At 65.7% G+C, this 24495-nt stretch carries 19 protein-coding genes; 7 read left to right on the top strand and 12 right to left on the bottom strand.

Features of this window, described 5'->3' with window-relative positions:
* Nucleotides 1–2: 2 nt before the first annotated feature.
* From NMB43_RS02105 to epsL, 8 genes are all read right to left on the bottom strand, one after another.
* Nucleotides 3–734, bottom strand: a complete 732-nt coding sequence (locus NMB43_RS02105; protein WP_494350506.1) for an exosortase C-terminal domain/associated protein EpsI — start codon at nt 732–734, stop codon at nt 3–5.
* Nucleotides 731–1669 (bottom strand): exosortase B, encoded by a 939-nt coding sequence (gene xrtB, locus NMB43_RS02110; RefSeq protein WP_494350507.1) that lies wholly within the window; start codon nt 1667–1669, stop codon nt 731–733. Before xrtB ends, NMB43_RS02105 begins: the two co-directional genes overlap by 4 nt.
* A 4-nt stretch (nt 1670–1673) precedes the next feature.
* Nucleotides 1674–2555, bottom strand: a complete 882-nt coding sequence (epsG, locus tag NMB43_RS02115) for a chain length determinant protein tyrosine kinase EpsG (RefSeq protein WP_494350508.1) — start codon at nt 2553–2555, stop codon at nt 1674–1676.
* Nucleotides 2556–2565: 10 nt separating this feature from the next.
* On the bottom strand, nt 2566–3948 hold the full coding sequence (gene epsF / locus NMB43_RS02120) for a chain length determinant protein EpsF (protein ID WP_494350509.1): 1383 nt from the start codon (nt 3946–3948) through the stop codon (nt 2566–2568).
* 11 nt (nt 3949–3959) lie between these two features.
* The gene (epsE, locus tag NMB43_RS02125; RefSeq protein ID WP_494350510.1) at nt 3960–4790 is read right to left on the bottom strand and encodes a polysaccharide export protein EpsE; all 831 of its coding nucleotides are present in this window, start codon (nt 4788–4790) and stop codon (nt 3960–3962) included.
* Between the two features lie 69 nt (nt 4791–4859).
* A complete protein-coding gene (locus tag NMB43_RS02130; RefSeq protein ID WP_494350511.1) occupies nt 4860–5738 on the bottom strand; it encodes an EpsD family peptidyl-prolyl cis-trans isomerase in 879 nt (292 codons plus the stop codon).
* Nucleotides 5739–6005: 267 nt separating this feature from the next.
* A complete protein-coding gene (locus tag NMB43_RS02135) occupies nt 6006–6455 on the bottom strand; it encodes a hypothetical protein (RefSeq protein WP_494350512.1) in 450 nt (149 codons plus the stop codon).
* Nucleotides 6456–6876: 421 nt separating this feature from the next.
* On the bottom strand, nt 6877–8046 hold the full coding sequence (gene epsL / locus NMB43_RS02140; protein ID WP_494350513.1) for an XrtB/PEP-CTERM-associated polysaccharide biosynthesis outer membrane protein EpsL: 1170 nt from the start codon (nt 8044–8046) through the stop codon (nt 6877–6879).
* A 231-nt stretch (nt 8047–8277) separates the two neighbouring features.
* On the opposite strand from epsL, the gene NMB43_RS02145 reads away from it, so the two are divergent.
* The 3 genes from NMB43_RS02145 to groL all read left to right on the top strand — a co-directional run bounded on the left by NMB43_RS02145 (nt 8278) and on the right by groL (nt 12066).
* Nucleotides 8278–9684, top strand: coding sequence for an undecaprenyl-phosphate glucose phosphotransferase (locus tag NMB43_RS02145; protein ID WP_494350514.1), 1407 nt, complete (start codon nt 8278–8280; stop codon nt 9682–9684).
* A gap of 402 nt (nt 9685–10086) precedes the next feature.
* The gene (locus tag NMB43_RS02150; protein WP_494350515.1) at nt 10087–10374 is read left to right on the top strand and encodes a co-chaperone GroES; all 288 of its coding nucleotides are present in this window, start codon (nt 10087–10089) and stop codon (nt 10372–10374) included.
* Between the two features lie 48 nt (nt 10375–10422).
* A complete protein-coding gene (groL, locus tag NMB43_RS02155; RefSeq protein WP_494350516.1) occupies nt 10423–12066 on the top strand; it encodes a chaperonin GroEL in 1644 nt (547 codons plus the stop codon).
* A 192-nt stretch (nt 12067–12258) separates the two neighbouring features.
* On the opposite strand, the gene NMB43_RS02160 is transcribed toward groL, so the two are convergent.
* The 3 genes from NMB43_RS02160 to NMB43_RS02170 form a co-directional block, all read right to left on the bottom strand.
* On the bottom strand, nt 12259–12702 hold the full coding sequence (locus NMB43_RS02160) for a helix-turn-helix transcriptional regulator (RefSeq protein ID WP_494350517.1): 444 nt from the start codon (nt 12700–12702) through the stop codon (nt 12259–12261).
* A gap of 166 nt (nt 12703–12868) precedes the next feature.
* Nucleotides 12869–14476 carry a pectate lyase family protein gene (locus NMB43_RS02165; RefSeq protein WP_494350518.1) on the bottom strand — a complete coding sequence of 536 codons (1608 nt, stop codon included), beginning with the start codon at nt 14474–14476 and terminating at the stop codon, nt 12869–12871.
* A gap of 155 nt (nt 14477–14631) precedes the next feature.
* On the bottom strand, nt 14632–16434 hold the full coding sequence (locus tag NMB43_RS02170) for an ABCB family ABC transporter ATP-binding protein/permease (RefSeq protein WP_494350519.1): 1803 nt from the start codon (nt 16432–16434) through the stop codon (nt 14632–14634).
* Between the two features lie 152 nt (nt 16435–16586).
* Here NMB43_RS02170 and NMB43_RS02175 point away from each other — a divergent pair, with 152 nt between their 5' ends.
* A complete protein-coding gene (locus NMB43_RS02175; protein WP_494350520.1) occupies nt 16587–18200 on the top strand; it encodes a methyl-accepting chemotaxis protein in 1614 nt (537 codons plus the stop codon).
* Nucleotides 18201–18311: 111 nt separating this feature from the next.
* The gene (locus tag NMB43_RS02180; RefSeq protein WP_494350521.1) at nt 18312–19943 is read left to right on the top strand and encodes a mechanosensitive ion channel family protein; all 1632 of its coding nucleotides are present in this window, start codon (nt 18312–18314) and stop codon (nt 19941–19943) included.
* Here NMB43_RS02180 and NMB43_RS02185 read toward each other — a convergent pair.
* Nucleotides 19935–20933, bottom strand: a complete 999-nt coding sequence (locus NMB43_RS02185) for an Lnb N-terminal periplasmic domain-containing protein (protein WP_494350522.1) — start codon at nt 20931–20933, stop codon at nt 19935–19937. The genes NMB43_RS02180 and NMB43_RS02185 overlap by 9 nt on opposite strands.
* Before the next feature lie 547 nt (nt 20934–21480).
* On the opposite strand from NMB43_RS02185, the gene NMB43_RS02190 reads away from it, so the two are divergent.
* Both NMB43_RS02190 and NMB43_RS02195 read left to right on the top strand, forming a co-directional pair.
* Nucleotides 21481–23052 (top strand): pectinesterase family protein, encoded by a 1572-nt coding sequence (locus NMB43_RS02190; RefSeq protein WP_494350523.1) that lies wholly within the window; start codon nt 21481–21483, stop codon nt 23050–23052.
* Between the two features lie 102 nt (nt 23053–23154).
* Entirely contained in the window at nt 23155–24321 is a 1167-nt protein-coding gene (locus NMB43_RS02195; protein ID WP_494350524.1) for a pectate lyase, read from the top strand.
* Nucleotides 24322–24495: the final 174 nt, after the last annotated feature.

Below are 24495 nucleotides of genomic sequence, written 5' to 3' on the forward strand. Positions count from 1 at the left end.
GCTCAGCGCACCAGGAGTTGTTGGGTGCGTGAATCGGGCACGCTGGTCGCCAGCTCGGCGACGAAACGTTCCTGCCGGGCGAAGGCTTGCTCGATGCGTTCGTCCGTCTCGAAGGGGCTGACGACCTGCGACACGCGCACCAGGATGCCGTCGGCCACGCGCCCCTGCAGGCCCTGGCCGAGGATGTGCAGACGGGATTCCAGCGCGCTGGTGCTGTAGATGTCGCCGACGCGGATCCAGTAGCTGACCAGTTCGCGGCGGCCGTCGCCGTGCGCGATGAGGCGCTTGCCGGGGATGGGCTGGCGCGTCGCGGGTGCCTGCAAGGGGAAGCGCACCGCGCTCTCGTGGCTCAGGCGGAAGCCCTGGGCGGCGTAGCACAGCTCGGGGCGATGGATCTTGTCCTCCTGGCTCAGGTTGGCACCGTAGGCCAGCGCCAGCATCAGGGTGGACTGGCCGTCGGAGTAGCTGCGCATGAGGACTTGATCGTAGGTCTGCTGGGCGCCGTCCTCGGCACGCTGTTGCTGCGGGGTCAGCGCCATCTGTACGACCGGGCTGCGCACCTCGCGCCAGTCGCCGAGCCGGTGCGGGATGGCACGCTCCAGCTCGACCACCGCGGCGGCCTGGTTGCGTGGCGGGGTGAGGGCCACGGCGAGGCCGCTGGCGAGCAGACACAGCAGCAGCACGCAGGCACCCCGGCGCAGGCTCAGGCTGTCGCGCGTCAGCAGCCTGCTCATGCCCGGCTCCCGCGGTACTGCGGCAGGCGCGCCGCCAGGTGGCGCAGCAGGCCGTCGAGCGCAATGATCAGCAGCAGCGCCGACAGGAACAGCACGAGGCCGGAGAAGCCATGCAGGAAACCCTGGCCGGCGGCGTCGCCGAAGTGATAGGTGATCAGCGCCAGCACACAGACCCGGATCAGGTTGGCGGCATAGGAGATCGGCACGATCAGGATGGCCAGCAGCACGTTGCGCAGTACCGATTCGTGCCGCGTGATGTTGAGGTACAGCAGGCCCAGGGCTTCCAGCGTGAATAGCGAGTTGAGCCCGGCACAGGCGTCGGCCACCAGCAGTTGGTAAGGGCCGATGGTGAGGACGACGCCGCTTCGCGCCACCGGGTAGCCGACCAGGTACAGCAGGTGCTCCGCCCCCCAGGAGACGGCCAGCTTCATGGGCTGGGTGAGCAGGTCGATCAGCGAGCCGGGCAGGGGGATCACGAACAGCAGGAAGAAGAAGCCGAACCACAGGCGGCGCAGTACCTGCGGCCCCCACAGCAGCAGCACCAGGCCGGCGAGCACCGGGATCAGCGAGCCCACGTCGAGCACGTGGAAGCCCTGCGAGCGACCGACGACGTACAGGCCGAGCCCGCCCAGCAGGGTGAGGCTGCCTGCGATGGGGGCCGGGCGCAGCGTGAGTTCCGCCATGCCGTCGAGCTGGCTGAGCCGGCGCAGCATGAACCACATCGCCACGGCCAGCACGATGGGGCCATGCGCGTTCTGGTCGGTCGCCCACAGCCCGCGTGCGAGGCTGGTAAAACTGGGCAGGTAGAGTGCGACCAGGCCCCCCAGGACGAGGGCCAGCGCCAGGTAGGGGCGGCGCGCCGCCGGGCTGGCCGGGGTCGTCACCAGGCCAGGCGGGAGCGTCGTGCTGTCCAGGTCCAGGCGTGATGGTGGCATGGGCTCAGTGCTCGTTGAGGACGGCGCCGAGCACTTGCACACCCGCGCCCAGCAGCGACTGGGTCAGGGTCTGCGCGGCCAGTACCGGGGTTTCCCCCTGGCGGGCGACGAGCACCGCTGCCTGCGCGCGCACCGCAACCATTTGTGCATCCGCCGCGGTGCCAGCGGCACTGGTGTCGAGGATCACCACGTCGAAGGCCTGGGCCACGCGCTTGAGCAGTTCGGGGAAGTGCTCGCGCGCCAGCAGCTCCTGCGGGTTGGGCGGAACGGTGCCGGCAGGCATGACGGACAGGTTGTCCAGCCCATCGATCTTCTGCACCACCTCGGCGCCGGCGCGCCCGGCCAGCACATTGGCCAGGCCGCTGCGGTTGTCCAGGCGGAAGTAGGTGTGCTGCGAGGGCTGGCGCAGGTCGGCGTCGATCAGCAGCGTGCGTTCGCCCAGTTGTGAGAACACCACGGCCAGGTTGGCGGCGGTGAAGCTGCGCCCATCCCTCCGCTGCGTACCGCACACGGCGACGGTCTTGTTGCCGGGCGCGGCGGAGATCCAGCGCAGCATGATCTGGCTGCGCAGCGCGCGCAGTTGCTCGACGACCGGGCTGAAGGGGCGGAAGGCTGCCACCACGCCGGGGTCGAGCCGGGTGTCACCGGGCGGCAGGTAGGCGTACTCGAACTGGCGCGAGATGGCTTGGTCGATGTCGGCCTGGGTGAGCAGGCCCAGGGAGATGCCGGCCTCGCCGAAGCGCATTTTGTTGTCGCGCTGCAGGCGCATGATCTGCTCGGCCTCCTCCGGGCGGAGGCGACCACTGTCGACGAGGAGGCTGCCGATCGAGCGTGCGGGGCGTGCGGGACTGGGGGCGGCAGGTCCGGCGGGATGTTGCATCTGCATGGTCAACTCCTTAGCCCGCATGACGTGCGAATGGCCCCGGCCAGCGCCGCGGCCGTCCGGAGGGGAGGCGCGCCAGCAAGGGAATGCCGAGTGCCTCGGTGAGGTCCTGCTCGGAGCGCACGCGACGTTGCAGCAGCTCGGCGAGAAGTGCCGTCGCAATACCCAGGAACCCGCCCAGGAAGCACGACAGCACGGCATTGATGAGCAGGCGTGGGCTGCTGTGGCGGATGGGGGGCGCCGCGTAGGTCAGCACCGTGATGTTGGTCTGCCGGCTCTGGCTCTCCAGGCTGGTCTGGGTCAGGCGCAGGTTGACCTGCTCGTAGGCACGCTGGGCGCTCTCCACGTCACGCTGCAGCACGGCGATCTGGTCGCGCTGGGCCCGCAGTTCCAGCACGCGTTTCTTCTGCGCTTCGAGCGAAGCGCGGATGTCCGCCTCGCGCGACACGTTGACCTGGTTGGCGGTGCCCAGCGAGCTGGCCACACGCTGTGTTTCGAGCTGCAGGCGCTCGCGCACTGCGGATATCTCGGCCGTGATGCGCTTGAGTTCGGGGTGGTTGCTGCCGAAGCGCGAGGCGAGCTGGTCACGCTCGGCCTCCAGGCGCGACAGCTCTGCGCGCAGGCTCTGGATCAGGCTGTTCTGCACCACCTCGGGCAGCGTCTCGGCCTGGCCGGCCTGGCGCTGGCGCGAGGCGGTGTCGCTGCGCTGGGACTGCACCATGCTCAGTTGCGAAGACAGCTCGGCCAGGCGGGCGTTCTCCAGGTCCAGCCGCTCGTCCGTCGCCACGATGCCTTGCGCCTGCTGGAAGGCCGACAGGCGCTTCTGCGCGCTCTCCAGCTCGGCCCGCAGTTGCTTGGTGCGTTCGTCGAACCAGTTGGCATACTGGCGCGCGGGGTCGACCTTGAGTTCCAGGTTCACGTCGATGTAGGCCTGGGCGAAGGCGTTGGCAAAAGTCGCCGCCTGGATCGGATCGAGGTCGACGTAGCCGATGTTGATCACGCTGCTCTCGCGCGAGGGGCGCACGTCAAGGCGTTTGGCGAGTTGTTCCACCAGCCAGCTCTCGAAGTCGATCCGGCCTTCGGTGGTCATCCGCCAGTGTTCGCGCAGGCCCGCGGACTGATCCAGCTTGAGCAGCTTGATCACGCGGCGCGCCACCCGCTCGCTGGTGATGATGTCGATCTGCGTGGCCATGTAGCCGGGGGCCAGTTGGCCGGGCATGAAGGCGCCGAGAATGGGGTCGACCGACTTCACGTCCACCACCACTGAGGTCATCGCGGTGTACTTCTTGGGCAGCAGCAGGCTCAGGCCGACCGCGAAGGTGACGACGCAGGCGGCCACCAGCAGCACCAGCCACTTGCGGGCGAACAGGATCAGGAACAACTGTTGCAGGCTCATGGCATGCGCTCCTAGAAGAGGCTTTCCTTGACGTAGATGACATCGTCCGCCTGCAGGCGGTCGTCCATGCCCGGGGTCAGCACCAGCAGCTTGCCGTCCGCACTCCGTCGGTGCACCACCAGTCCGCGCGCAGTGCCGCGCGCGCTGAGGCCGCCGCCGGTGGCGAGACCCTGCATCACACTCATGTCGCGCTCCAGGCGGAAGGCGCCGGGGCGCTGCACTTCGCCATAGATGAAGAACTGCGGTGCGCGGCCGACGAAGATGATGTCGCCCGGAGCGAGCAGCTCATCTGCGCCGCTGCCACTCTCGAACATGTGCGGGATGTCGATGCTGCGGCGCTGGGCCTGACCATCGCGACTGGTCTGCAGGGTGACGAGATCGGCGCCGGAAGCCGCCACGCCGCCTGCCGTGGCCAGCATGTCGGAGAGACGGATGCCCGGCGTCTCCAGCGGGTAGCGACCGGGCCTGTTCACATAGCCCAGCACGGTGACCAGATTGCTGCGCATCTGCAGCGGCAGCACGGTGACCTGTGGCTGCAGCACGAAGCGTCCGTCCTTCAGCAGGCCGGCGATGCGTTGTTCCGCCGCCGGTACCGACAGGCCGCCCAGCTTGACCGCGCCGATCAGCGGAAAGCTGATGTTGCCTCCCTCCGCAATGCGCGCCTCCAGGGTGAGGTCGGGGTTCTGGTACACGCTGATGCGGATGGTGTCGCCCGCCCCCAGCACATACTCGCTGGCGACGGCAGCGCGCGCCACGCAGGGGGCAGCCAGCAGCAGGCAGGCCAGCAGGCGGCACAGAAGAAGGATGGCACGGGCGGGATATGCGTGCGGGATGACGGGCATCGACGGTCTCGGCAGATAAGGGGCAGGGTGCTCACCAGTGTGTTGCAAGTCTCGCGCCAGCCAGCGGGATCAGGACTTGTCGGCGGCGGCGGTGGGTTTGGCGAAATCGCCCAGGTACTCGACCTGGGCACCCGCGCGCAGGCGTTGCAGTTCCTCGCGCACCAGTTCGGCCCGCTTGCGCGCGACGATGTACTGCTGGATCGCGGCGGCGGCATCGGCTTCGTTGATCGGGGCCTCTTCGGAGGATTGCAACTGGATCACGCTGATGCTGGCGCCGCTGCCGAAGTAGGCGATCTCGCCATCCTTGAGCGCCGCGAAGCGTGGCAGCAATTCCAGCGGCAACTGCTCGGCAGGCTTGCGGCCACCGGAGGCCATGAAGGGCACCTCGTGTGTCTTGAGCCATGCCGACAGATCATCGACGCGGGCGGCGGCCTTGACCTGCGCCATGACCGCCTCACGTTGCTCGGGACGCGGCCGGATCACGATCTCGGCCAGGGTGTAGATGCGCCGGCGCTCGAAGAGATCGGGGTGCTCGCGATAGAAATCACGCACCACCACCGGGTCGGCCGGCGCCTGGGTGCCTCCCAGCGATTCGCTGTAGGCCCGGGCGAGCACTTCGCGACGTGCGGCTTCGAGCTTCTGGATGACATCCGGGTTGCGATCGAGCTGCCGCTCGACGGCCTGCTTGACCAGCAGTTGCTGGTCCACCAGGCGTTCCAGCACTTCCGCCCCGACCGCCTTGGGGTCGGCGCCCGCGATCGGCAACTGACTCAGTTGCACGTTGAGCTGATGGACCGAGATCTCGTCGCCATTCACCCGCGCCACCACCTGGCCGCTGGAACTGGCCTTGCCCCCGGCATTGCATGCAGCCAGGGTTGCGACGAGCAGGACAGGGAGGACCAGGCGCGAAGCCAGGTGCAGGGAGGGGGGGGCAATACGGTCGATCATCGTGCTGAAGCTCCGGCGGTCCGAGGATGAGGATGCTCAGCAAGAAACGTATGGCAGCGCCTGTCGGGCGGTTCTATGAGAGCGTCAGACAAAGCCTGTCTGGAAAAGGAACGCTTCTCGCTGGCAAATACATACCGTGCCGCCGGCAATGCCCGCGGCACGGCACTAACGCACTCGCGGGGCGGTGCGCAAAGGAGAGTCGGTGGCCATCAAGGGCCAACCCGTGGGTTGGGCGGTAAAGGCTGTGCGCCTGCCCGCCCGCACCGATCAGTTGTCGAGGCGACGACGGGCGACGAGGCCGATCATGCCCAGGCCGGCCAGGAGCATGGCGTAGGTTTCCATTTCCGGCACCGCGCTGACGGCGGAGACGATGGTGGTCGGGCCGCCGAGGTTGAGCATCTTGTACGAATAGGCGCCGGGCGCCAGGTTGGAGAACACCCCGGTCACGCTGCTGACCGCACTGGTGTAGATCAGGCCACCCAGCAGGGTGCCACCCTGGAACAGGCCCAGTGCGCCACCGCCCGTGCTGGTGCTGACGGTGGTGACGAGCGACGACAGGCTGCTGAGGGTGAAGTCGAAGGAGCTGATGAAGGAGTTGGTCACGCCAAACTCCACCGCGTCATGCGTGCCCCAGGACGTTGCCGCAGTCGCCGGTGCGGCGGCTAGGACGCTGGCGCCAAGCGCCAGGCCCGCGAGTGCATTCTTGAGCTTGTTCATTTGAATCTCCTGTTCGGATTGGGGGAGGAGAGGAGCTGCAGGGAAGGCAGGACTCCAGACCGGTGACACAGAGCTAGCAAGTAGCAGGCCATCGGGGTAAATCCCTAAGGGCTTCTACGCAGAATAGACCGTAAATTCAGAACTATTGCAGTGCCGCACAAAATTTCTGGATGGACGGTCGGATGTCAATGCCAAATGCATCCGTGTAAAGTTGTCCGACATGTCAAATAAGCGGTAATTGCTATATTTGATGCCGTTTTGTGGTGCATTGACTGACCCGACATGGGGCACGGTCTGACAAAGTAGGATGTCGGTTTTGGCGATGATGCAACGCAAAATTGTGGCTTCGGAACAGGGGCGGTGGTGCGCAAGGAGGGGGCGCAAGCCTGCCGTCCGCGCCTTGTAGGGCGCGGCGGGGGGCTCAGAAGCGAGCGGTGGCGCTGAGCGTGGTGAGGGTGTCGTTGTAGTCGGCGGCGGCGTTGTCGGCGCTGCGGCTCTCGCGTGACGCGGACAGGCGGATGCTCAGCCAGGTCAGCGGCAGGTAATCCATATAGAGGTCGAAGAAGTCGGTGCGGTCGTTGCGGCCCACGAGCGGGACGACACCTAGCCCCGGGTCTCCGCCATAGTCGCGATAGCGGAGTTCGTAGCGCCCGCCCAGGGCGAACTGGGCGGCGAGATCCCAGCGGGCCGAAAGGTTGAGGGCGGAAGTGACGACGTAGTTGTCGGTCAGGTCTTCCTGGGCACCCAGTTCGCGCCGCAAGCCTGCGCCCAGCAAGAGCTTGGGCGTGGTCTGCCAGTCGTAGTTCAGGCGCCCGGTCAGGCCGTCGAAGTTGCGGCTGGCGAAATCGGGGTACTTGCGCTGCGTGTAGCCCAGGTAGCCGTGCAGGCGGCTCAGGCCGGTGACGGCCCATTCGCCGCGCAGGCGCGCGTCCCGCTGGCGGTACTCGGCGGGGTAGGGGCCGCCGGTGGCGCGCCCGGGGTAGTCGCCATCAGCCTGTCGCAACACGCCGGAAAGGAGATTGTTGCCCTTCGGGCGGTAGCTGACGATGGCCTCGTAGGCGTTCTCATCATATTCGGAGCTGGCCGACTGGGCGTCGCTGTACTGGCTGGAGACCCGCGCCAGGCCGATGCCGGCAGCCCATTCGGGGTGGAACCAGTAGTGTCCATCTGCGCCGACGCGGCGGAAGGTGTTGATGCTCTTGGTGGTGTAGGCGAAGTCGGCGAAGCCGCGCAGGCTCTCGTCCTGCGAGGCCTGCAGGCGTCCGCTGAAGAGCTTGCCCACGGCCCAGTCCCAGTGGCCATGCAGGTTGGTGGTGGTGTGGTCCAGGTAGTCGAATGTCTCGAAGGCATTGCGGCGCAGTTCGACGTCGAGGTGGATCTTCTGCAGGCTGTAGCGATGCTCGAAGCCGGCCAGTGCGCGCGTGACCGAGAGGGTGTCGGCACGTTCCGCCGGAAAGCCCGGCACGGAGGGGGATTGCCCTTCGGGCAGGCGATAGAGGTTGTCGTCGTGGGTGAAGCTCTGCGACACATCCCAGAAGAACCCCTCCTCGCGTTGCGTCTCGGCCAGGGCGCTGCCGCTCGTTGCAAGCAACAGCAGTGCAGGGGCGAGGCGATGGGCGTGACAGCGGGGGCGGCTCTGGTGCGCCCGTTCGGCGTGCGCCCTGTTCTTCTTCCGGCATGTGTCTTGCATTGGAATGTCTCGCTTGGGTGAAGTGTCCGGTCGTGATGACGACGGCTTAAGCGCTGCGTTCGCCCCCGCTGGGTGCCCGTTCGGCCCGGGAAGAAATGCTGGGGTTAATCCGTATAGTAATCTGGCTCGCATATGAACACGCAAACAGGAACTCTCAGTCTGGCCGCACGGCGTATCTCGCGTCGATCCTTCAAGCCGCGGCGCCTGGTCAACGCCTATCTCGATCCCCTGATCATCGTGGCGAGCCTGTTTCTCGTTGCCCTGGTCCGCGCCGACGAGCTGGGGGCGCAGCACATCCTCCTGGGGGTGCTGGCCTTTGCGCTGAGTTTTCCGGGCGAGGCGAGGCTGCACGAGTCATGGGGGCGCATGCTCGGTGGCACGGCGTGGAACCTGTCGATGCTGGCCGGCCTGCTGCTGGTGTTTGGCTACGCCAGCGGCTACCTCGCGGTGTTTCCGGATGGGTTCGTGTGGCAATGGCTGGCCGTGCTGCCCTTCACGACAGTCGGCACCCATGCGCTGGTGCGCCATTTCATGCCCAAGGTGCTGGCGTCCGAGGCCTACCAGAGCAAGGCGGTGGTCGCCGGCTGCAACGACATCGGGGTGAATCTGGCGGCAAACTTCGACCACGATCCCTTGCTGGGCATCCGCTTCCATGGCTTCTTCGATGATCGTTCGCGCGAACGCCTGGAGGGAATTGGTGACCACAAGCTGCTGGGCCGGCTTGATGAACTGGTGGACTACGTCAAGCGCTACCAGATCGACCACATCTACCTGGCTCTGCCGATGGCGAGCCAGCCGCGCATTCTGAAACTGCTGGACACCTTGAAGGACACCACGGTGTCGATCTATTTCGTGCCGGACATTTTCGTGACCGACATCATCCAGGGGCGCATGGATACGATCAACGGCATCCCCGTCGTGTCGGTGTGCGAGACCCCTTTCACGGGGCTCAACGGCGTGGTCAAACGTGCCTCCGACATCCTGCTGTCGTCGCTGATCCTGACGCTGATCGCGCCGGTACTGCTGTTTGTGGCGGCCGGCGTGCGCCTCAGTTCGCCGGGGCCGGTGATCTTCGCCCAGCGCCGTTACGGGCTGGATGGACGGGAGATCGTCGTATACAAGTTCCGCTCCATGACCGTGACGGAAGATGGCGACAAAACCTACAAGCAGGTCACGCGCGGCGATGCCCGGGTGACGCGCTTCGGGGCCTTCATCCGCAAGACCTCGCTCGATGAGCTGCCGCAGTTCATCAACGTGCTGCAGGGGCGAATGAGCATCGTCGGTCCGCGCCCCCATGCCGTGGCCGTCAACGAGCAGTATCGTCGCCTGATCTCGGGTTACATGATCCGCCACAAGGTCAAGCCGGGCATCACGGGCTGGGCCCAGGTCAACGGCTACCGTGGCGGAGACGACCTTGAGCATATGAAGAAGCGCATCGAGTTCGACCTCGAGTACCTGCGCAACTGGTCCCTCTCGCTCGACCTCAAGATCATCCTGCGCACGGTAGGGGTGATGGCGAACGACGCCACGGCATACTGAATGCCGGCTCCTGCTGCCTGAGAGCCTTCTCAGGCAGCCGGGCCGTGGTCATGGCGTCGGTGAGGCGCGGCCACGAGAGCGCTGCGCCTTCCGCCTCGTCGTGGGGTGAGAAGCGCTGTTTCCTTGGCGCGCAGATGCGCGCATTCCCTTTCTTGGTCTGCACTTCCGGTGTCTGCCGGAAGCTTCCACTCTGACTGCAGTCAGCCGCTCTGGGCTTGGGAAATGATCCGGGCCGGAGCTTCCTGCGCCCCGGGCGGCTTGAAATCGGGAGGGGCTGCCCCTATTATTAGCACTCGCCATGGGTGAGTGCTAACAAAAGGCGTTCAGCCGGCCTCGAACCCTACATTGATGGATGCTTGGCATCCCCGATTTTTTGACCCTTCCTCTGATTCAGGAGTGAATATGAAGATTCGTCCCCTGCACGACCGTGTTGTCGTCAAGCGCGTTGAAGCCGAAGAGAAGACCGCTTCCGGCATCGTTCTGGCCAGCTCTGCCGTCGAAAAGCCCGATATGGGTGAAGTGGTGTCCGTGGGCACCGGCAAGATCCTGGAAGATGGTTCCGTGCGCGCCCTGCAACTGAAGGTTGGTGACAAGGTCATCTTCGGCAAGTACAGCGGCCAGACCGTGAAGGTCGATGGCGTCGAACTCCTCGTGATGCGCGAAGAAGACATCTTCGGCGTGATCGAGTGATCGCACTTCGATCCCCATACGAATTTCAATCAATTTCTGGAGTAAGAAATGGCTGCTAAAGAAGTCAAGTTCGGCGATTCCGCTCGCGAGCGCATGGTTGCTGGCGTCAACATCCTGGCCAACGCGGTCAAGGTGACCCTGGGCCCCAAGGGCCGTAACGTGGTGCTGGAGCGCTCCTTTGGCGCCCCCACCGTGACCAAGGACGGTGTGTCGGTCGCCAAGGAAATCGAACTGAAGGACAAGTTCGAAAACATGGGCGCCCAGATGGTCAAGGAAGTCGCTTCCAAGACCTCCGACGTGGCCGGTGACGGCACCACCACCGCTACCGTGCTGGCCCAGGCCATCGTGCGCGAAGGCATGAAGTACGTGGCTGCCGGGATGAACCCGATGGACCTGAAGCGCGGCATCGACAAGGCGGTCGCCGCCCTGATCGAAGAGCTGAAGAAGACTTCCAAGCCCTGCTCGACCAGCAAGGAAATCGCCCAGGTCGGCTCGATCTCCGCCAATAGCGACTCTTCCGTGGGTGACATCATCGCCACCGCCATGGACAAGGTCGGCAAGGCCGGCGTGATCACCGTCGAGGACGGCAAGTCCCTGGACAACGAACTGGATGTCGTCGAAGGCATGCAGTTCGACCGCGGCTACCTGTCGCCCTACTTCATCAACAACCAGGACAAGCAGATCGCCACCCTGGATAACCCCTTCGTGCTGCTGTACGACAAGAAGGTGTCCAACATCCGTGACCTGCTGCCGGTGCTGGAACAAGTCGCCAAGTCTGGCCGCCCGCTGCTGATCGTGGCCGAAGATGTCGATGGCGAAGCCCTGGCCACCCTGGTGGTGAACAACATCCGTGGCATCCTGAAGACCGTCGCCGTCAAGGCCCCGGGCTTCGGTGACCGCCGCAAGGCCATGCTGGAAGACATCGCCATCCTGACCGGCGGTCAGGTGATCAGCGAAGAAGTCGGTCTGTCGCTCGAGAAGGCCACCCTGGCCGACCTGGGCCAAGCCAAGCGCATCGAGGTCGAGAAGGAAAACACCACGATCATCGACGGTATCGGCAAGGCGGAAGCCATCCAGGCACGCGTCGCCCAGATCGAAGCCCTGATCGAAGGCTCCAACTCCGACTACGACCGCGAGAAGCTGCAAGAGCGCAAGGCCAAGCTGGCCGGCGGCGTGGCCGTGATCAAGGTTGGCGCTGCCACCGAAGTCGAAATGAAGGAAAAGAAGGCTCGCGTCGAAGACGCGCTGCACGCCACCCGCGCTGCCGTGGAAGAAGGCATCGTGGCCGGCGGTGGCGTGGCCCTGCTGCGCGCCCGTGCCAACATCGGCACCGTGAAGGGTGACAACCCCGATCAGGAAGCCGGCATCAAGATCGTGCTGCGCGCGATCGAAGAGCCGCTGCGCCAGATCGTTGCCAACGCTGGTGACGAGCCCTCCGTGGTCGTCTCCAAGGTGTTGGAAGGCCAGGGCAACTTCGGCTTCAACGCGGCCAACGGCGTGTATGGCGACATGGTGGAAATGGGCGTGCTGGACCCGACCAAGGTGACCCGCACCGCGCTGCAGAACGCTGCCTCCGTGGCTTCCCTGATGCTGACCACCGACTGCATGGTGGGTGAACTGGCCGAAGACAAGCCGGCTGGTGGCATGCCTGACATGGGCGGCATGGGTGGCATGGGTGGCATGGGCATGTAATCCAGCCAGCGGATCAAGCTACTGCGCAGCCCGATCTCGCAACTCCGGTGCTCAGCGTACTTCTGTACGCTTCCGCTCCTCCTTGCGACCTCGGACTGCTCGCGACGCTTGCTCCGCGACTGGAGTGCTAGGCACTCAATGCTTCAAGACAAAACCCCGCTTCGGCGGGGTTTTGTTTTTGGCGGAGGGTATTTATGCGCGCTTGGGCTTGGCTTCGACGAAATGCCTGCGCAGGTAGCGCAGCACGAAGACAAGGGCGAGGGCCAGCAGCAGCCAGCGCGACCAGGTGATGCCGCCGTTGTGGGTGAGGTCGATGCCCAGCGGGATGCACAGGACCAGCGCGAGACGCAGCAGGCGGTAGTGGGCCCAGCTCAGGCGCGGGCCGCTCGCCGGTGCCGGGGGGCTGAGGGTGCCGGCCGCGGTGCCGGGCGCCGCTTCGCTGGCGTTCAGTTGCGAGACGGGCACGCCCAGTGCTGCGGCCAGGGATAGGCGGGTTTCCGCCGAGGCTTTGCCTTCGGCTTCCACACGCTGCACCGTCCGCAGGCTGAGGCCAGCCGCCTCGGCCAGGTGTTCCTGGGACCAGGCGCGTTCCTCGCGCAGCTTGCGGATCAGGGGTGCGTTGAGCATGACGTCCATTATGGTGGCCTCTTGGGTTCGGTGCGAGGCCTCATGGTGTCCCGTCGCCGTACGCCTCACCCCGCCAGCGCTACGACAGCGGGCCGCCAGCCGTGCGCCAGGCGGAAAAAAGCCCGCCCGGTCTCCCGGGCGGGCGATGCGCATCGACGCGTGGGGTTGTCCTGACTCAGGGTGTGATCTTGCCTACGCCCGCGCTGGCCTTGACCGCGGCACGGACGGCTTCCGGCGTCAGCAGCGGGGTGTAGCCGTAGTTGGCGGCGGGGTTCCAGCTCACCGGGCCGAGGAAGGGCTTGGTGTCGCCTTCCAGTGCGTTCTTGGCATTCACCACTTCGGCCGCCGCCGCGTTGAGGTCAACCGGGCTGCCGTTGAGCCAGGAGCCGACGTCGGTGAAGTACTGGCTCCAGGCGTCGAAGTTGGCCGACAGCAGGTTGGTGGCCGCCGCGCCCTGGATGTCGAACACGTTGCGCTCCGAATAGGCCTTGCCATTGAAACCCAGGCCGATGGCATAGGTCATGTGATAAGGCCGGTCTTCGGTGGTGCGCCTCACGCCCTCGTACAGGTTGTTGAGGATGTGGGCGTGGGCGTTGCGCACGCGCGGCGTACGCTGACCGGTGTATTGGAACCAGTTGCGGTAGAAGGTCAGGCGGTAGTCGCCATCGGCCGAGTCGTTGGCGCCGATCAGCATCGTCTTGTCGTGGTTGCTGAACTTGTTGTACGACAGGGTGATGTAGTCCGAGCCCTTCTTGATGTCCAGCAGACCGTCATACATCTTGTACCAGGCCTTGTTGGTGTTCACGCCGTTGAAGTCCGCGCCGTCGGTGAACTCGTTGTGGTCGATCCAGGCGCGCGTCACGCCTTGCAGGGTCAGCGAGTCCGGCTCGGCGTTGGAGGGGCAGTAGTCCTTGTCGACGTAGGTGCACTTCGAGAAATTCTCATACGCCCAGGACGGATCGGTGCCGGCCACGAAGCGCACGTTGCGCACGATGATGTTGTCCTGGCTGCTGATGTTGATCCACACCGCTTTCAGGGTTGGCATCACGCCGTTCTCAACCACGCCGATCAGCGAGGTGTTGGGGCGCGAGATGCGCTGCTGGGTGTAGCCGGTGCCGTCGGCATTGGTGGCGCCATTGATCACGCCCTTGACGTAGATGGTCCACGGGATGCTCTTGTTGGCACCGCTGCTGGCCGTGGCGATGCAGGACTGCAGCGTGGCCAGCGTGGTGGCCGTGCAGGACTGGCCGCCGGCACCGCCCGTGGGGAAGCCACCGCTGGCGCGCGTGGCCCAGCCCATCTGGCCGTCGACCAGGCCACCCGAGGAGCTGGAAGACGAGGAGCTAGAGGACGAGCTGCTCGAAGAACTGCTCGATGACGAAGAGCTGGAACTCGACGAAGAGGAGCTCGAAGAGGACGAACTCGAAGAGGAGGAACTGGAGGACGAGCTTGAGGAGGACGAGCTGCTGCTGGACGAGGAACTGGACGAGGAGCTGGATGAGCTGCTGCTCGACGAACTGCCACTCGGTACCGAGCACTCGTTGACGCCGCCAGCGACCTTGCTGCCGGCACCGAAGGTGGCCTCGGAGCAGAGGAAGCTGCCGGAGAGCTGCTTGAACGTGAATTTGTCCGCGCGGCCGAAGGCCACGTTGGTGCTGCTGCTGACCGAGCAGGTCTTGCCCTCGGTACAGATGGTCACATAGCCGGCCGGCCGGTTGGCGGCCGTAGCGCTACCGGCCATGGCCAAGGTGGCCATGGCCAGCGCGAAGCGGGTCATACGCATGATTTGTCTCCAGAGTGTATGTCGTTGTTATGCTGCGATGTCGCACGACGGCCACATGCTGCGCCCTGGTGCGAGCAGGGTATTTGTAGGACAGATTCCTACTTTTGCGCAAGGGCGGGCGCACAATGGCGGGCCCTTCGTGCCGGGCGGGCGCGTCAGGCCTCCGCCACGCGCTCCTGCTGCTGCAGCGCCCACATGCGGGCGTAATGGCCCTCCTGTGCGAGGAGGCTGGCGTGGGTGCCGCGTTCGACCACGCGGCCGCCGTCCAGCACCACGATCTCGTCCGCGTTCATCACCGTGGACAGGCGGTGCGCGATGATCAGCGCGGTGCGGCCGCGCGCGGCCGCATCGAGTTGGGCCTGGATCGCCTGCTCGGTGCGCGAGTCCAGGGCCGAGGTGGCCTCGTCGAAGATCAGCACCGGCGGATTCTTGAGCAGCGCACGCGCGATCGCCACGCGTTGCTTCTCGCCGCCGGACAGCTTCAGCCCACGCTCGCCGACCCGCGTGTCATAGCCGTCGGGTAGCTTGCTGATGAAGTCGTGCAATTGGGCGGCGCGCGCCGCCTCGATGACTTCTTCCTTGCTGGCGTTGGGGCGGCCGTACTGAATGTTGTGCCAGATGCTGTCGTTGAACAGCACGGTGTCCTGCGGCACGATGCCGACCGCGCGACGCAGGCTGGCCTGCTTCAACTGGCGCAGGTCCAGTCCGTTGAGCGTGATGCGGCCGCTGCTCACGTCGTAGAAGCGGAACAACAGGCGCGATAGCGTGGACTTGCCTGCGCCGGAGTGCCCCACCACGGCCAGGGTGTGGCCGGGCGGAATGTCCAGACTCACGCCGTCGAGTACCGGACGGCGCGGGTCGTAGGCGAAACCCACCGCCTCGAAGCGCAGGTGCAGCGGACCGCTGGGCAGATCAACCGCGTCGCGCGCGTCCTCCACCTCGCGCTCGGTGTGCAGCAGGCCGAACATGCGCTCGATGTCGGTCAGTGCCTGGCGGATTTCGCGGTACAGCACGCCCAGGAAGTTCAGCGGGATGTAGAGCTGGATCAGGAAGGCATTGACCAGCACGATGTCGCCCACCGTCATCTCGCCGCTGACCACGCCAGCGGTGGCGCGCCACATCATGGCCGTGACGCCCAGCGCGATGATCAGCGCCTGGCCCGCGTTGAGCGCGGACAGCGAGTACTGGTTGCGGATCTGCGCATGCATCCACGCTCCCATTTGCTCGTCGTAGCGCCGCGCTTCGTAGCCCTCGTTGTTGAAGTACTTGACCGTCTCGTAGTTGAGCAGGCTGTCGATGGCGCGTGCGTTGGCGGCCGAATCCAGTTCGTTGGCCTCGCGCCGCAGCGTGGTACGCCAGTTCGTCACGAGTACCGTGAAGCCGATGTATGCCCCCAGTGTGACGACCGTGATCAGCGCGAACACGGGGCTGTAGTGCTTGAGCAGCACGCCCAGCACGAGGGCGATCTCGACCAGGATGGGCAGGATGCTGTAGATCGCGTAGCTGATCAACGAGCCGATCGAGCGCGTGCCACGCTCGATGTCGCGGGTCAGTCCGCCGGTCTGGCGTTCCAGGTGGAAGCGTAGCGATAGCGCATGCAGGTGTTCGAAGACCTGCAGCGCGATGCGCCGCACGGCCTGCTGGGTGACGCGCGCAAACAGCAGTTCGCGCAGCTCGGTGAAGGCCGAGGTGGCAAAGCGCAGCGCCCCGTAGGCCAACACCAGGGCTGCCGGCACCACCACCAGGGCCTCCTTGCTGGTGGGGGCGAGGCCGTCGACGAGTTGCTTGAACAGCAGTGGCACGCCCACGTTGGCGACCTTGGCCGCGACCAGGCAGGCCATGGCCAGGGCGATACGGTACTTCCATGGCCAGACGTAGGGCAGCAGGGACTTGATCGTGGCCCAGGCGTGCAGTTCGCCGCCGGGGGCGGGCAGGGGCAGGGAGGAAGCGCGGCGCATGGCGGCGATTATGCCGCCCACGCCAGCGCTTTGCGTTAAGACAAGGCCTTGGGGCTCAAGAAACAGCGCCGATGGCCGTAAGCGGAGGGACGATCACCTGCCGGGCGGTGGGTCGGAAGCGTGCTGGCCCGGGGAGTTGTAGTGGGGATGACATGTCGATCAAGCAGAAAATCTGGGCCCTGGTGGGCGTTGCACTGGCCATCTGTGCCGTTCTGGTGGGGGTGGGGCTGTTCGGACTCAAGCGGCTTGACGCCAGCGTGGCGCGCGTGACCGGGGAGGTGGTGCCTGGCATGCAGGCGGCGGCCGACGTGCGGGTGTTGTACCTGAGCATGTACGGCGCAGCCTATGACCAGGCCACCAATGCCGACGCGGCGAAGAACGCGGACATCGACAAGCGCGTCAAGGACACTTATGACGCCCTGATCAAGCGCATCAATGAATACCAGGCCATGGTCACCGATGAGGCGGAAACCAAGCTCATCGACGAGGTCAAGCAGGGCCTGCTGACCTTCATCTCGCAGATGAACCGGGTCAAGGGACTCGCCAACATGGGCGAGAACAAGATGGCCATCGACATCATGCAGACCGGGGTCGGTGCCCTGCACGTCAAGCTGAGCGGGGCGTTCGACCAGATCAGCAAGCTCCGCCAGGCCGAAACCGAACGCGTGTCCGCCGCCAGCAGCAGTGCCTACAAGACCACCCTGGGGGTGTCCATCACCGCGGCCCTGGTGGGTTTGGTGGGGTTGGCGGTGATCGGCTTCCTGCTTGCCCGCTCCATCACCGGCCCGCTGATCAGCATGCAGCAGGCCATCACGGCCACCGCCAGCAGCCTGGACTTCACGCGTAGCGTGCCGGTCAGCTCGCGCGACGAGATCGGGCAGACCCTCAAGGCCTACAACGACTTGCTGGGGCGCCTGCGGGCCAGTTTCCGCGAGATTCAGGGCGCGGCGGCCAAAATGACGGCGGCCGTCGACGAGGCGGATGCCAGTTCGCGCCAGATCGCCGACAACTCGCGCCAGCAGAGCGACGCCACGGCGGGTATCGCCGCGGCGATCGAGGAACTGACCGTGAGCATCTCGGTGATCGCCGAGCGTGCGCGTGACGCCAGCCAGCACACGCAAGAGTCGCAGAGCAATGCCGACCGCGGCACCAGTGTGATCATGGAGACGGTGGCCGGCATCCAGGGCATCTCCGACTCGGTGCGCAGCGCCTCCGAGCGCATCGCTGCCCTGCGCGACGACAGCGAGAGCATCTCTTCGGTCGCCAACATGATCAAGGAGATCGCTGACCAGACCAATCTGCTGGCATTGAATGCCGCCATCGAGGCGGCGCGCGCCGGCGAGCAGGGACGTGGCTTCGCGGTGGTGGCCGACGAGGTGCGCAAGCTGGCCGAACGCACTACCCATGCGACGGTGGAAATCTCCACCCTGATCCAGAAGATGCAGGACGGGGCGCGAGATGCGGTGGAGCGCATGGCTTCCTCGGTGGTCGAGGTCGATCGCGGGGTACAGAACGCGCAGCGCGCCGGCGAGGCGATCGGTGAAATCCAGAGCGGCTCCGCCGCGGTCGTGGGCGTGGTGGACGAGATGACGGTGGCGATGCGCGAACAGACCATCGCCAGCACAACCATTGCCTCGCAGATCGAGCAGATCGCCCAGATGACCGAGCGCAACACGGCCGCCGCGACCACCTCGGCAGAATCGGCGGATCGCCTCTCACGCGTCGGTCACGAGATCGCTCAGGCCATTTCGGCCTATCGCGTCTGAGTGCGCCGCCCGGCCGATGGTCGGGTTACCCTGTGAGCCTTGCCCGCGAGGCGTACTGCTTGCTGATGGAAGGGGGCGGTTGTGGGGGGAGCGAAGCCGGAAGCATGTGGGGTGAGGCGTGCCACGACGCGCCTCGGGCGGGTCTTGTTGAGCCTGGCCCTGGCGTTGGGAGTGGGCAGCGTGCGGGCGGACTCCGCGCCGGTCGCGGCGCAGCCGGCCGCCGACAGCGCCGAGCTGCGCATCATGAACCGCCCGGTGGTCGAGTTCCGCGCCAACGTGCTGGGTGCCACGCCGCAGCAGCGTGCCGAGCGCAATAGCCGCAACATCAACGAAATCCTGCGGCGCGGCGGGCCTGGCGAGGTCAGCGTGCAGGCCAATCCCTTGGGCAATCTGGTTCTGCTCGACGGGCAGATGGTCTTTTTGCTGAGCCCGGCCGACGCCGACGCGCTGTCGGGCGAGACGCTGGAGCAACTGACCCAGCGCGCAGTCACTGCACTGCGCCAGGTGGCCGCCGAAGCGCGCGAACTGCGCGATACCCAGGCCATCCTGCACAGTCTGCTGATTGCGGCCGCCGTGACCGCCGTGTGGTTCTGCCTGCTGTGGGGGCTGGCGCGCCTGCGGCGCTGGCTGGTCGAGCGCTTGAGCGCATTGGCGCTGGCGGGTGCCGGCAAGCTGCAACTGGCCGGCGGCGAGCTGATCCGCCGCGACCGCGTGCTGGCCGCGGTACGCTGGGGCATCAACCTGCTCTTCTGGCTGCTCGCAAGCATGCTCACCTATAGCTGGCTGAGCCAGGTCTTTGCCCAGTTTCCCTACACCCGCGTGTGGGGCGAGCAGCTCAACGGCTTCCTGCTGGGCGTGCTGCTGCAACTGGGTGGCGGCATCCTGTCGGCGATTCCCAACCTGCTCATTGCCGTGCTGACCTTCTTCATCGCGCGCGGCGTGATCGGTCTGCTGAGCCCCCTGTTCGACCGCGTCGAAAAGGGCGAGGCCGAAGTCGCCTGGCTCGACCCGGAGACGGTGCGACCGACGCGCAAGATCACCACCATCCTGATCTGGGTGTTCGCGCTGGTGATGGCCTACCCCTATCTGCCGGGGGCGCAGACCGAGGCTTTCAAAGGCGTGTCGGTGCTGATCGGCCTGATGGTGTCGCTGGGCGCGTCCAGCATGGTGGGGCAGGCAGCCAGCGGGCTGATCCTGATGTACACGCGCACCCTGCGGCGGGGCGAGTATGTGCGCATCGGGGAGTACGAGGGCACCATCGTCGACATCGGCATGTTCGCCACGCGGCTGCGCACCGGTCGCGGCGCCGAGATCACGCTGCCGAACTCGATGATCGTGGGCAGCGCCACGCAGAACTACTCGCGCGCCGTGAAGGGCAAGGGTTACGTCATCGACACCAAGCTGACCATTGGCTATGACACGCCCTGGCGGCAGGTGGAGGCCATGCTTCAGGAAGCGGCACGCCGCACTCCGGGCATCCTCAGCGACCCCGCGCCGCGCGTGTTCCAGACCGCTTTGTCGGATTTCTACCCGGAGTACTGCCTGGCCTGCCAGGCGGTACCGGAAGGCGCCGCTTCGCGCGCCGAGGTGCTCACCCGCCTGCACGCCAACATCCAGGACGTGTTCAACGAGTACGGTGTGCAGATCATGTCGCCCAACTATGAGGCCGACCCCGAGGCACCCAAGATCGTGCCGCCGGCGCACTGGTATCCAGCACCCGCCGAGCCGCCGAAATCAGCGTGATCGTGGGGGCTGCGGCAGACCGAGGCGGATGCGCGTCGAGAAGTCCGCGCCGTCCCCGGCCAGCTGCACGCGCTCGGTGACATCGCTCACCCGCATCAACTCATCGTAGGACAATTGGGTATTGATGCTGCCCTGGTCCTGCAGCATCGCTGGCAGGTGGGCGTTGGCGTAGACCCGCCAGTCGAAGAGGCTGTGCAGGCCGAACACATGGCGCACGTTGTCGAAGATCACCGTGGTGCAGTTGGTGGTGAAGGCGTTGTACCAGCGCGGCTGCGCGGCCAGCGCATTGATGTCTTCCAGATAGCCTTCGAGCAGGCGACGTGCGCTGCGTGCATCGGCGCGCAGGGTGAACAGGCGTGTCCGTTCGCCGCGGTAACGGGCGCGCACTCCGATCACGTCGCGCTCGTCGGCTACCACGTAGTACAACTCGTACTGGCGGAAGAACCCTTTCAGCGCGGAGTACTCCTCGCCCCGTTCCTTGCGCGTCTCGATGGAGATCGCCAGTGGCGGCGAATCGGCAAAGCGCCAGGCCATGATCGTGTGGGCGATACCGGGCGCGCCCCATTCCGACAGATAGATATCCAGACCCACGAGTTGGTCCAGGTTGTAGCGGCGCGTCTCCCAACGCTCCTCGAAACGGCTGTCGCTGCCCTGGTAGTGGAAGTTGCGCACGTTATCCAGCGTCACCTGTGCCCCTTCGACATGGGCGCGCGGCAATCTGGCGACGTCGGGCAGCCAGTCGCGTGCGTTGCTGGGCGCCAGGCTCAGCCACCACGCCAGCACTATGACGAAGACACCCAGGCAGGCCAGGCAGGCCCGCCGATAGGGGCGTACCCGCCACAGCAGCAGACCGACCAGCACCAGCAGGCCCAACGCGAGGCTGGCCGCGAACGGACGCGAGGCCGGGCCATCTATCCACAAGGCGGCGGCGGCCCATAGGCAGGGCAAGACGCTCAGCGGGGTGGCAAGCAGTCGCAAGGCGGTGCGCATGTGGGCTCTCGCGTGAAAGGGAGGTGCGGCATGGTAGCCCGATTGCTGCGCCAGCATATCTGCGCCAGGGCGAAGCCCAGCGCCGAGGGGCGCCTATCTGACAGCGCGCGCCTGCTGCGCAGCGCAATGGATGATCGTTGACTGTGGCCGCGTCGCTGCTAGCCTGAACAGGCGGCAAAATCGCAAGTCAGTGATTAAAAATATAAATTTGCCGAAAACGACAAAACAAGAGAGTGCTGCGGTGGCGCACGGTGAAGGCTCGCGCCGTCCGTTCGTCCGGCTGTGCCCGCGCGTCATGGCGGGGCAGGGGCGGCGGTTCTGTCGTTCCCGGTCGCGATTACTCGTGTCTGGCCCTGGCCTGCCTTGATGGGTGTTGCCGCCCGTCGGGATATGCCCGATGCCCCGGTCGGCGGTCACCTGCCCACACGCATCATCTCTTCTCTCCCCGAGTGACCGCGCTCAGGTCGCGGTGCCCGGGTCATGTTGTGCCAAAGAGTGGGTATGCACCCCTTGCGGGGCTGTGCCCACCGATAACCAGGAGACTGAGATGCGTCGTTTCACCATGGGGGCGCTGGCCATGCTGGCGCTTGCAGGAGGGGCCCAGGCGGCCAATCGTCCGGCGGGATACGTAACAATCTGCAGCGAGAACAAGACCTGTTCGGTGGCGGTATCCACCAACGTGGCCTTCGGCCGCGCAGACAAGTTCACCTACAAACTCCTCAGCGGCAGCTTCGTCTGCAGCGAGGCGACCTTCGGGGCCGGCAGCAAGGTTTCGGGCGGGGTCAATGAGTGCTCGGTGCCTTCGGGCAGTGGATCGAGTTCATCCAGTTCGAGTTCCTCGTCCAGCAGCTCGTCCTCGTCCTCTTCCAGTTCGAGCAGTTCTTCGTCCTCATCGAGCTCTTCCTCTTCAAGCTCGTCTTCCAGTTCGTCTTCCAGCTCGTCGAGCAGTTCCTCGTCGAGCAGCAGCTCCAGCTCGTCGTCGAGCAGCTCCTCGTCTTCCAGTGGCGGCTGGCCGCCCAGCACGGCGACCCGCCCGCAGCTCTCGGACACGGTAGCGGCAAAGTATGACGTCCCCCAGTTCCTGGCCGCCGCTGGCACGATCGGCGCGCTGGTCACGGACAACTGGAACCCGCGCGCGACGGTGGTGCAGAACCCGGCCAACCCCGACTTCGTGGTGGCCGCCAGCGGCGGCACGCATACCACCGTGCAGGCCGCGGTGACGGCCGCGACCGTCAATGGCAAGACCACCCGCCAGTACATCAAGGTCATGCCGGGGACATACAACGAACTGGTCATCGTGCCCAAGGGCCCGACGCTGACGATCTACGGCGGCGGCACGGACCCGGCACAGACGGTGATTGCCCTGCCCACGGCCGCCAAGCTGACCGGCGCGCAGTACGCGGCACTGGGCAATCCGGGCGGCGCGGTGTTCAACAGCAGCACACCCAGCTCGATCAAGGCGACCTATGACGCATGTGCCAGCAAGAGCGGCAGCATCGGCACGACTTGCTCCTCGTTGTTCGTGGTCAATGGCGACAACTTTGAGGCGAGCAACCTGACCTTCCACAATACCTACAGCGAGGCCAATGGCGAGAGCCAGGCGGTGGCCTTGATGGTGGTGGGCGATCGCGCGCTGTTCTACAAGACGCGCATGCTGGGCAACCAGGACACGCTGTACGTGAAGACGACCGCAGTCGATGTGGTGGCGCGCAGCTACTTCGCGCAGAGCTACATCGAAGGTGACACCGACTTCATCTTCGGGCGTGGCACTGCGGTGTTCGACAACAGCACGATCTACTTCACCCGCGTGCGCAAGAACAGCAGCACGATCGCGGCGCCCAGCACCAATGCGCTGCACCCCTACGGCTTCCTGTTCACCAACTGCAGCTTCGGTGTCGATCCGGGCGCGGCGACCGTGTCCTTCGCGCGCCAGTGGCCGGAGTCGTCCAGCAACGGTGCCTCGCTGGGCAAGGTGATCGTGCGCGAGTCCTACGTCGCGGCCGAGATCAAGAACCCGCCGTGGGCCGACTGGAGCAGCAGCAACCCGGCGCAGTACGGTACGGCCGACAAACCCTATCTGGCCGAGTACCACAACACCGGTCCGGGGGCGGCGAAGTGACATGAATGCAGGCGGCTGCCAGGTGTGGCGGCCGCCTTCATCGGGGAGCCGCCCTCCGCACAAACGCAGGCGGTGTCTTGAACTTACTTTGGAGATACAGCGATGAAACTGAAGCACCTCATGGCGCTGGCGTTGGCAACCGCCTTCGTCGGCAGCGCCCAGGCGGCCAACCGGCCCGCCGGCTACAAGACCATCTGTTCCGAGGGCAAGACCTGCTCGGTCAGTACGGCCACCAGCGTGGCTTTCGGCCGCGCCGACAAGTTCACCTACAAGACCCTGAGCGGCAGCTTCGTCTGCAGCGAAGCGACCTTCGGCGCCGGCAGCAAGGTGGCGGGTGGGGTGAACGAATGTTCGATCCCGATCTCGGGCACGGGTAGCTCCTCGTCCAGCAGTTCGTCCTCGTCGAGCTCGTCGTCCAGCAGCTCATCGTCGAGCTCTTCTTCGAGCAGCTCGTCTTCCAGTTCCTCCTCGAGCAGCAGTTCGTCCAGCTCTTCGTCGAGCTCGTCGGGCGGCACGACCTGGGGCAACTACACCAGCGGCCAGGGCTACTTCCCGGGTTGCAAGATGCCCACACCGACTGAAACGGTGCAGCTCTCCGCCACCCTGGTGGTGCCGGCCGGCACGGTGTTCGACGGCGGCAACAAGCGCTACAACCTGTCGGGTGGCAGCCAGTCGGAAGGTCAGCCGGCAGTCATCGACGTGCAGGACGGTGGCATCGTGCGCAACGTCGTGATCGGTACGCTGGCTGCCGATGGCATCCATTGCCTGGGCAATTGCAAGCTGGAGAACGTGTGGTGGGAAGACATCGGTGAAGACGCCGCCACCGGCCTCGGCCCGGCGGGTTCGGTGATGGAGGTGAACTGTGGCGGCGCCTACAAGGGCTCGGACAAGACCTTCCAGCACAATGGCCGTGGTGAAGTGCGCATCAGCAACTTCTACGCCTCCGATGCCGGCAAGCTCTACCGCTCCTGCGGCGACTGCACGGGCAACGGTGGTCCGCGCACGCTCAAGGTCAACAACGTGATCACCCGCGCGGTGCCCACCATCGCCGGCATCAACAAGAACTTCGGCGATACCGCGACCATCACCAATCTGGTGATCGACAACACCTCGACCTCCAAGGTCAAGGTCTGCCAGGTCTACCAGGGCGTGGTGAAGGGTCAGGGCAGCACCTCGGCACTGGGCGTGGAGTGGGATACCGCGAACTGTAAGGTGAAGCTGTCCGATGTGATCCTGCTGGGCCCGAGCCTGGTGAACCTGGGCAACTGAGCGGCCTGATGTAAGGGATTGACCCCGCCTGTTCCGTCTCCCGGCGGGCGGGGGTGAAGCTTCCCCTTGTCGGTGGTGCCTGGCGCCGCCGACAAGGGGTTTTTCATTGTGGGCCAGGACTATCACCAAGGGCATAGAGCCAGACATCCTTTCACGCGATGGAATGCTGCACTG

Source organism: Uliginosibacterium sangjuense (assembly GCF_059132465.1).